Origin of the sequence: Pseudomonas sp. GM24, from assembly GCF_000282235.1 — a bacterium.
Taxonomy (GTDB): Bacteria; Pseudomonadota; Gammaproteobacteria; order Pseudomonadales; family Pseudomonadaceae; genus Aquipseudomonas.
This window is the reverse complement of sequence record NZ_AKJR01000274.1, coordinates 1-7,536: the sequence shown is the minus strand read 5'-3', so window position 1 is coordinate 7,536 and position 7,536 is coordinate 1. Positions and strand designations below refer to the sequence as shown.

The following is a 7,536-nucleotide window of genomic DNA, read 5'->3' as shown; positions in this document are numbered from 1 at the left end:
ATCCATAATCGACTCGGTCTTTCAGGTCGGTGTATGGCTCAAGACACCTCGGTCGGCTCCCTCTCCCTCCGGGAGAGGGCTGGGGTGAGGGTAGCTTTTTAAGCTGTTATCTCCACCTCGCCCAAATGCCCGCCATACGGCCCAAAACTCCGCTCGACTATCCGTCGCGTCCCATCCGCCTGCACGATCAACGCCGTACTCGCCCGCGTTCCATAGCTCTGGCTGGCAATAAACACACTCGACAGCAATGTTTCAGTGGCCAGCCCCACCCCGGTATCCGGCAATTCCGCTTCCGGCGCGGTCTGGGCATCGCTTAGCAAATCGAGCAAGTGCTGCGGTTGCGGATCATCCAGCACCGCACTCAACCCAGCCTTGGCCTTGAGCAACTTCGGCCACGGCGTGTCCAGCCCGGCATTGGATACCCCGTAGACGCCCGATTCCAGCATCACCGGCTCCGACAGCCGCGCATTGAAGTGCCACAGCTCATGACTATTGCCGAGCAACAGATTAAACCCGGCATATTCCGCCGAATGCCCGACCACTTCGTTCAAATAATCATCAATCGACGCATCGCCAGTCAGAAACCGCGCCACCAGCTCACCCCGCGACTTGCGTGCAGTTGGCTGCTGCGGATCACGAATATTGGTCAGCGCAGCAAAGCGTCCGTTAGCACCAATTCCCAGCCAGGTGCCGCCGGCCTCAAGATCACGTCCTGCATGCACATGCAGCGCTTCTGGCCATTGCGCCAGCGGCAGGCTCGGCCGGGCGTAGAATTCGTCGCGGTTGGCCGCGACGATCAGCGGCTGGGCATGGCCCGGGCGCCAGGCGAAAACAATCAGGCACATAAGGTGGTCCTTGTGTGTTTTTTGCTCACTCTACGCATCCCGCGTCCGTGCATCCATCGCCAGTGGAGCCAAAGGGTGTGCATCCGTTACCATGCCGCTCCGGTTTTGCGGATGCGGTCTGGGAAGACGGTCATGGAATTTCTGCTCTATCTGGCGCTGGGCGCCTGTGCGGGCGTGCTGGCCGGGCTGTTCGGGGTTGGCGGCGGGATCATCATTGTCCCGGTGCTGGTGTTCAGTTTCACCTTGCAGGGCTTTGATCAGTCGATCCTCACCCATCTGGCGGTCGGCACGTCGCTGGCGACGATCATCTTCACCTCGGTCAACGCCGTGCGTGAGCATCATCGACGAGGCGCAGTGCGCTGGCCGATCTTCATGTGGATGGCTGTCGGCATCCTGCTCGGTGCAGGCTTCGGCGCATTGACTGCAGAAGCGATCTCCGGCCCGCACCTGCAAAAGATCATCGGCGTTTTCGCCTTGATCATCTCGGTGCAACTGGCACTGGACATCAAACCCAAGGCCAGCCGAACGGTGCCGGGTAAACTCGGTCTGACCGTGGCCGGCAGTGTGATTGGCTGGGCCTCGGCGATTTTCGGCGTCGGTGGCGGCTCGCTGACCGTGCCGTTCCTGACCTGGCGCAGTGTGCCGATGCAGCAAGCGGTGGCGACCTCGTCGGCCTGTGGCCTGCCGATCGCCTTGGTCAGTGCATTAAGTTTCATGATTCTGGGGTGGCACGATCCGTTGTTGCCGGCCCATAGTCTCGGTTTTGTGTATTTGCCGGCGTTGTTGGGCATTGCCCTGACCAGCATGATCTTCGCCCGCATCGGCGCGCGTTTGGCGCATCGGTTGTCGCCGCGCTTGCTGAAACGGCTGTTCGCCGCTTTGCTGTTCAGCGTGGGCGTGAGCTTCCTGCTTTAATCGCGTCGCAATCCTGGCTTAATCCTGAGGTGGCAGCGTCGCCCGGGAATTTTGGTTTCAACTCTAACGAGGAGTCGCAATGCTGCCTTACCCGCAGATCGACCCGGTGGCCCTGGCCATCGGTCCGCTGAAAATCCACTGGTACGGTCTGATGTACCTGATCGGCATCGGCGGTGCGTGGCTGCTGGCGTCGCGCCGGCTCAACCGTTTCGACCCGACCTGGACCAAGGAGAAACTCTCCGACATGGTCTTCTGGATGTCGATGGGCGTGATCGTCGGCGGGCGCCTGGGCTATGTGCTGTTCTACGATCTGAGCGCCTACCTGGCCAACCCGACACTGATTTTCGAAGTGTGGAAGGGCGGCATGTCGTTCCACGGCGGGTTCATCGGTGTGATGCTGGCCGCGTTGTGGTTCGGCAAGCGCAACGGCAAGTCGTTCTTCCAGTTGATGGACTTCGTCGCGCCAATGGTGCCGATCGGTCTGGGCGCCGGGCGCATCGGTAACTTCATCAACGCCGAGTTGTGGGGCAAGGCCACCGACGTGCCGTGGGCCATGGTCTTCCCGCCATTCAGCGATCCGGCGCAACTGCCGCGTCACCCGTCGCAGCTGTATCAGTTCGCGCTCGAAGGCGTCGCGCTGTTCCTGATTCTGTGGATTTTCTCGCGCAAACCGCGTCCGACCATGGCCGTTTCCGGCATGTTCGCGCTGTTCTACGGCATCTTCCGTTTTATCGTCGAATTCGTTCGCGTGCCGGATGCACAACTGGGCTATCTGGCCTGGAACTGGCTGACCATGGGCCAGGTGCTCTGCGTGCCGATGATCGTCGGCGGGCTGTTCCTGATCTGGCTGGCCTATCGTCGCGCGCCGGCAGCACCGCTCGCGCCGACGGCTTAAACTACGAACCCCGGCGCGCGACGCCGGGGCTCAAAGGACACAGGTAACTCATGAAGCAATATCTCGAACTGGTCTCGCACGTTATCCAGAACGGCACCAAGCAGGCCAACCGCACCGGCATCAACACCATCAGTTTTCCGGGGGCGATGCTGCGCTTCGATCTGCAGGAAGGTTTTCCGGCGATCACCACGCGCAAGATGGCCTTCAAATCGGCCATCGGCGAGATGTGCGGTTTTCTCCGTGGCGTCAACAACGCCGCCGAATTCCGGGCGCTGGGCTGCAAGGTCTGGGACCAGAACGCCAACGAAAACGCGCAGTGGCTGGCCAACCCGTTCCGTCAGGGTGACGACGACCTCGGCGAAATCTACGGCGTGCAATGGCGCAAATGGCCGGCGTACAAGCAGATCCCGCTGAGCAACACCGCCGCCATCGAACAAACCCTGGCCAACGGCTACAAGCAGATCGCTCAGGGCGAAGAAGACGGCCAAGCCTACGTGGTGTTGTACAAAGCCATCGACCAGGTGCGCCAGTGCGTCGACACGATCATCAACGATCCGGGCAGCCGCCGCATTCTGTTCCACGGCTGGAACGTCGCGCAGCTGGATGAAATGGCGCTGCCGCCGTGCCATCTGCTGTACCAGTTCCACCCGAATGTCGAGACCAAAGAGATTTCTCTGACCCTCTACATCCGCTCCAACGATCTGGGTCTGGGCACGCCGTTCAACCTCACCGAAGGCGCCGCGCTGCTGAGCCTGATCGGTCGCCTGACCGGCTACACGCCGCGCTGGTTCACCTATTTCATCGGTGATGCACACGTCTACGAGAACCATCTGGACATGCTCAACGAACAGCTCAAGCGCGAGCCGTTCGCCATGCCGAAACTGAAAATCTCCGACCGCGTGCCGGAGTTTGCCAAGACTGGCGTGTATCAGCCGGAATGGTTGGAGCTGGTCGAGCCGAGCGATTTCTCGCTGGAAGGCTATGAGCATCACGCGCCAATGACCGCGCCAATGGCGGTCTAGTCAGCAGGATCGTTCCCACGCTCTGCGTGGGAATGAATCCCGTGACGCTCCGCGTCACTTAGGACGCGGAGCGTCCATGGCGGCATTCCCACGCGGAGCATGGGAACGAGCGCCAACGTCAATGGCCGTGGCTGCGGCCTACGTGGGAGTGTTCCACTTCCGTCGCGACAACCCCGCCACTCACTTCCAGCCGCTGCAAAATCCCGCATTGATCGGCCATCGGCCCTTCGCCACAGCGTTGGCGCAGGTCGAGCAACTGTGTCTGCAACGCCAGCAACCCATCAATCCGCGCCTTCACATGCTGGATATGCTCGTCGATCAACGCATTGACGCTCTCACACTGATCCTGCGGGCTGTCGCGCAAGGCGAGCAGGCTGCGGATTTCTTCGAGGGTCATGTCGAGTGTGCGGCAGTTGCGGATGAACGTCAGGCGTTCGGCGTGGGCCTGGGTGTAGACGCGGTAGTTGCCGTCGCTGCGCGCCGGTTCCGGCAGGAGGTTTTCGCGCTCGTAGTAGCGGATGGTTTCCACGGCGCAGTCGGTGAGTTTGGCCAGTTCTCCGATCTTCATGACGACAATCTCCAAAAGGGTGCTTGACCCTATAGTGGCTACAGGGTCTTTACTTGGCAACAGGCACCTTCATGGACGCGACCAATGAGCGATTCCCAGCATACCCACAAGCCCGGCGACGGCCACGACCACAGTCATAAATTGCAGCCTGTGCATAAGCATTCACATGGCGGCGATGCCTGCTGCGGATCGAAAGCCGCAGCACCGGCACCGGTTCATGCGCACGAAGATTCCTGCTGCTCGTCGACAGCTGCCGCGCCTGCGTTGGTGCAACTGAGCGAGAAAACCAGCGCCGACGCGCGGCTGAGCAGTTTCCGTATCGAGGCGATGGACTGCCCGACCGAGCAGACACTGATTCAGAATAAACTCGGCAAACTCGCCGGCGTGCAGCAGCTCGAATTCAATCTGATCAACCGCGTACTCGGCGTGACCCATAACCTGCCGGGCACCGAGCCCATCACCGAAGCGATCAAATCCCTCGGCATGCACGCCGAACCGCTGGAGGCGGGCGTCGAAGCGCCAGCCCCGGCACCGGTGAAAAAACACTGGTGGCCGCTGGCGCTGTCCGGTGTCGGCGCGCTCGCCGCTGAAGTCATCCACTTCACCAGCGCCGCACCGACCTGGGTGGTGGCGATCATCGCGCTGGTGTCGATCCTCAGCGGTGGTCTGAGCACTTATAAAAAGGGCTGGATCGCCCTGAAGAACCGCAACCTCAACATCAACGCGCTGATGAGCATTGCTGTGACCGGTGCCATCCTCATCGGCCAGTGGCCGGAAGCGGCGATGGTGATGTTCCTGTTCACCGTCGCCGAGTTGATCGAAGCGCGCTCGCTGGACCGTGCGCGCAACGCGATCAGCGGTTTGATGCAGATGACGCCGGAGCAAGCCACGGTGTTGCAGGCTGACGGCAGCTGGATTGAGCAGGATGTGAAAAGCGTCGAACTCGGTGCCCGTGTGCGGGTAAAGCCCGGCGAGCGCATTGCGCTGGACGGTGAAGTGGTCAGCGGCAGTTCGACCATCGACCAGGCGCCGATCACCGGTGAGAGCCTGCCGGTCGAGAAAACCGTCGGCGACAAAGTTTTCGCCGGCACCATCAACCAGGCCGGTTCGCTGGAATACACGGTGACCGCAGCGGCGAACAACTCGACCCTGGCGCGCATCATCCACGCCGTCGAACAGGCCCAAGGTGCGCGCGCCCCGACCCAGCGCTTCGTCGATCAGTTCTCGAAAATCTACACGCCGGTGGTGTTCGTGTTTGCCTTGGCCGTGGCGATCATTCCGCCGCTGTTCATGGGCGCGGTGTGGTTCGACTGGATCTACCGCGCGCTGGTGTTGCTGGTGGTCGCCTGCCCATGCGCTCTGGTGATTTCCACCCCGGTGACCATCGTCAGCGGCCTCGCGGCAGCGGCGCGCAAAGGCATTCTGGTCAAGGGCGGCGTGTACCTGGAGGGCGGTTTCAAGCTCGATTATCTGGCGCTGGATAAAACCGGCACGATCACCCATGGCAAACCGGTGCAGACCGATTACCTGTCCCTTGATCCGACCGCCGATGCCACCGCACCTTCAATCGCCGCGGCGTTGGCCGGCCGTTCCGATCACCCGGTGTCGCTGGCCATCGCCAACGCTGCTGTGGATAAAAACTTCGCAGCGCTGATTGTGGATAACTTCGAAGCGTTGGGCGGGCGTGGTGTCAAAGGCGACATTAACGGTCAGACCTACCATTTGGGCAACCATCGTCTGGTCGAAGAGTTGGGCCTGTGCTCGCCAGCGCTGGAAGAGAAACTCTTCGCACTGGAGAAACAAGGCAAATCGGTGGTGCTGCTGCTCGACAGCTCTGGCCCATTGGCGCTGTTCGCCGTGGCTGACACGGTCAAGGAAACCAGCCGCGAAGCGATTCGTCAGTTGCACGAACTTGGGGTGAAAACCCTGATGCTCACTGGCGATAACGTCCACACCGCCCAAGCGATTGCCGCGCAGGTTGGCATCGACGAGGCCCGTGGCGACTTGCTGCCGACCGACAAACTGCAAGCCATCGAGGAGCTTTACGGTAAAGGTCATCGGGTCGGCATGGTCGGCGACGGCATCAACGATGCCCCGGCACTGGCCCGCGCCGAGATCGGTTTCGCCATGGCCGCTGCCGGCACCGACACCGCGATTGAAACCGCCGATGTCGCCCTGATGGACGACGATCTGCGCAAGATCCCGGCGTTCATCAGCCTGTCGCGCAACACCGCGAGCATCCTGAAACAGAACATCGCCCTGGCGCTGGTGATCAAGGCTATCTTTCTTGCGGTAACCTTCGCCGGGCTCGCCACCATGTGGATGGCGGTGTTCGCCGACATGGGCGTCAGCCTGTTGGTGGTGTTCAACGGTTTGCGCCTGTTGCGCAAATAAACGATGAGGGATGGTTGTGCTGAGTGCCGAGCTGAAAGCGTTTTACATGGTCGCCCGCCTGGGCAGCATTACGCTGGCGGCGAAAAAACTCGGCCTCAGCCAACCGACCGTGACCACGCAGGTCCGCAATCTGGAAAGTCAGTATTCGGTGGAGCTGTTCTACCGCGGCGGCCGGCGCCTGAGCGTCAGTGACGAAGGCGCGCGGCTGCTGCCGATGGTCAAGACGCTGTTGCAGCAGGAAGCCGACATCGAGTTTTTCCTACGCAACAGCGGTCAGGTGCAGGGCACGTTACGGATTGCCGCTACGGCGCCGTATTACATCCTCGATCTGGTGAAAACCTTCCGCGAGCGCTTGCCGCAAGTGGAAGTATCGGTGGAAATCGGTAATTCGCAGCAGGTGCTCGAAGCGCTGGAGGATTACCGGGTGGACATCGCTGCGTCGTCGCAATTGCTCGATGACGCGCGGTTGATTCGGCGGGTGCTTGGCACTGATCCGCTGGTACTGGCGGTGCATCGCAATCATCCGCTGGCGGCGCAGGAGCATGTGGCGTTGAGCGCACTGGCCGGGCATACCTTGTTGATGCGTGAGTCGGGTTCGACGACGCGGCGGCTGACGGAAGAGTTGCTGGCGAGTGCCGGGGTGAGCTTCGGGCCGTTACTGGAGATCGGCAGCCGTGAGTCGATTCGTGAGGCGGTGTTGCGCAATATCGGCATCAGCATTATTGCCCGGCAGGAAGTGCCGCATGATCCGCAATTGCGCGTGCTGACGATCGAGAATGCGCCGCAGATTCCTGAGTATCTGTATTGCCTGAAGGAGCGCAAGGGCGCGCGGTTGCCGGCGGCGTTCCTCGGCTTGGCACAGGAAATGTCCCCCGCGTAATGATCGTTCCCACGCTC

The 7,536-nt window shown here is 61.3% G+C and carries 7 protein-coding genes; 5 read left to right on the top strand and 2 right to left on the bottom strand.

Translation table 11 applies throughout. The features are described from left to right. Nucleotides 1-98: 98 nt before the first annotated feature. Entirely contained in the window at nt 99-845 is a 747-nt protein-coding gene (locus tag PMI23_RS26405) for an NRDE family protein (protein WP_007913008.1), read from the bottom strand. A 132-nt stretch (nt 846-977) separates the two neighbouring features. On the opposite strand from PMI23_RS26405, the gene PMI23_RS26400 reads away from it, so the two are divergent. From PMI23_RS26400 to PMI23_RS26390, 3 genes are all read left to right on the top strand, one after another. Beyond that, complete coding sequence (locus PMI23_RS26400) at nt 978-1,760, top strand: sulfite exporter TauE/SafE family protein (RefSeq protein ID WP_007913005.1); 783 nt, start codon at nt 978-980, stop codon at nt 1,758-1,760. 79 nt (nt 1,761-1,839) lie between these two features. After that, nucleotides 1,840-2,655 carry a prolipoprotein diacylglyceryl transferase gene (gene lgt / locus PMI23_RS26395; protein ID WP_007913003.1) on the top strand — a complete coding sequence of 272 codons (816 nt, stop codon included), beginning with the start codon at nt 1,840-1,842 and terminating at the stop codon, nt 2,653-2,655. Between the two features lie 50 nt (nt 2,656-2,705). After that, on the top strand, nt 2,706-3,677 hold the full coding sequence (locus PMI23_RS26390; RefSeq protein ID WP_007913001.1) for a thymidylate synthase: 972 nt from the start codon (nt 2,706-2,708) through the stop codon (nt 3,675-3,677). Between the two features lie 118 nt (nt 3,678-3,795). On the opposite strand, the gene cadR is transcribed toward PMI23_RS26390, so the two are convergent. After that, a complete protein-coding gene (cadR, locus tag PMI23_RS26385; RefSeq protein WP_007912999.1) occupies nt 3,796-4,245 on the bottom strand; it encodes a Cd(II)/Pb(II)-responsive transcriptional regulator in 450 nt (149 codons plus the stop codon). An 84-nt stretch (nt 4,246-4,329) separates the two neighbouring features. Between cadR and PMI23_RS26380 the strand changes: the two genes are divergently transcribed. Then, nucleotides 4,330-6,639, top strand: a complete 2,310-nt coding sequence (locus PMI23_RS26380) for a heavy metal translocating P-type ATPase (RefSeq protein ID WP_007912996.1) — start codon at nt 4,330-4,332, stop codon at nt 6,637-6,639. A gap of 16 nt (nt 6,640-6,655) precedes the next feature. After that, nucleotides 6,656-7,519: a LysR family transcriptional regulator gene (locus tag PMI23_RS26375; RefSeq protein WP_007912994.1), complete on the top strand. Its 864-nt coding sequence runs from the start codon at nt 6,656-6,658 to the stop codon at nt 7,517-7,519. Nucleotides 7,520-7,536 lie beyond the last annotated feature (17 nt).

Bases quoted from the DNA above. Each gene is read 5' to 3' on its own strand.
- PMI23_RS26400 (WP_007913005.1), top strand. From the start codon at position 978: ATGGAATTTCTGCTCTATCTGGCGCTGGGCGCCTGTGCGGGCGTGCTG.
- PMI23_RS26380 (WP_007912996.1), top strand. From the start codon at position 4,330: ATGAGCGATTCCCAGCATACCCACAAGCCCGGCGACGGCCACGACCAC.
- PMI23_RS26405 (WP_007913008.1), bottom strand. From the start codon at position 845: ATGTGCCTGATTGTTTTCGCCTGGCGCCCGGGCCATGCCCAGCCGCTG.
- lgt (WP_007913003.1), top strand. From the start codon at position 1,840: ATGCTGCCTTACCCGCAGATCGACCCGGTGGCCCTGGCCATCGGTCCG.
- cadR (WP_007912999.1), bottom strand. From the start codon at position 4,245: ATGAAGATCGGAGAACTGGCCAAACTCACCGACTGCGCCGTGGAAACC.
- PMI23_RS26390 (WP_007913001.1), top strand. From the start codon at position 2,706: ATGAAGCAATATCTCGAACTGGTCTCGCACGTTATCCAGAACGGCACC.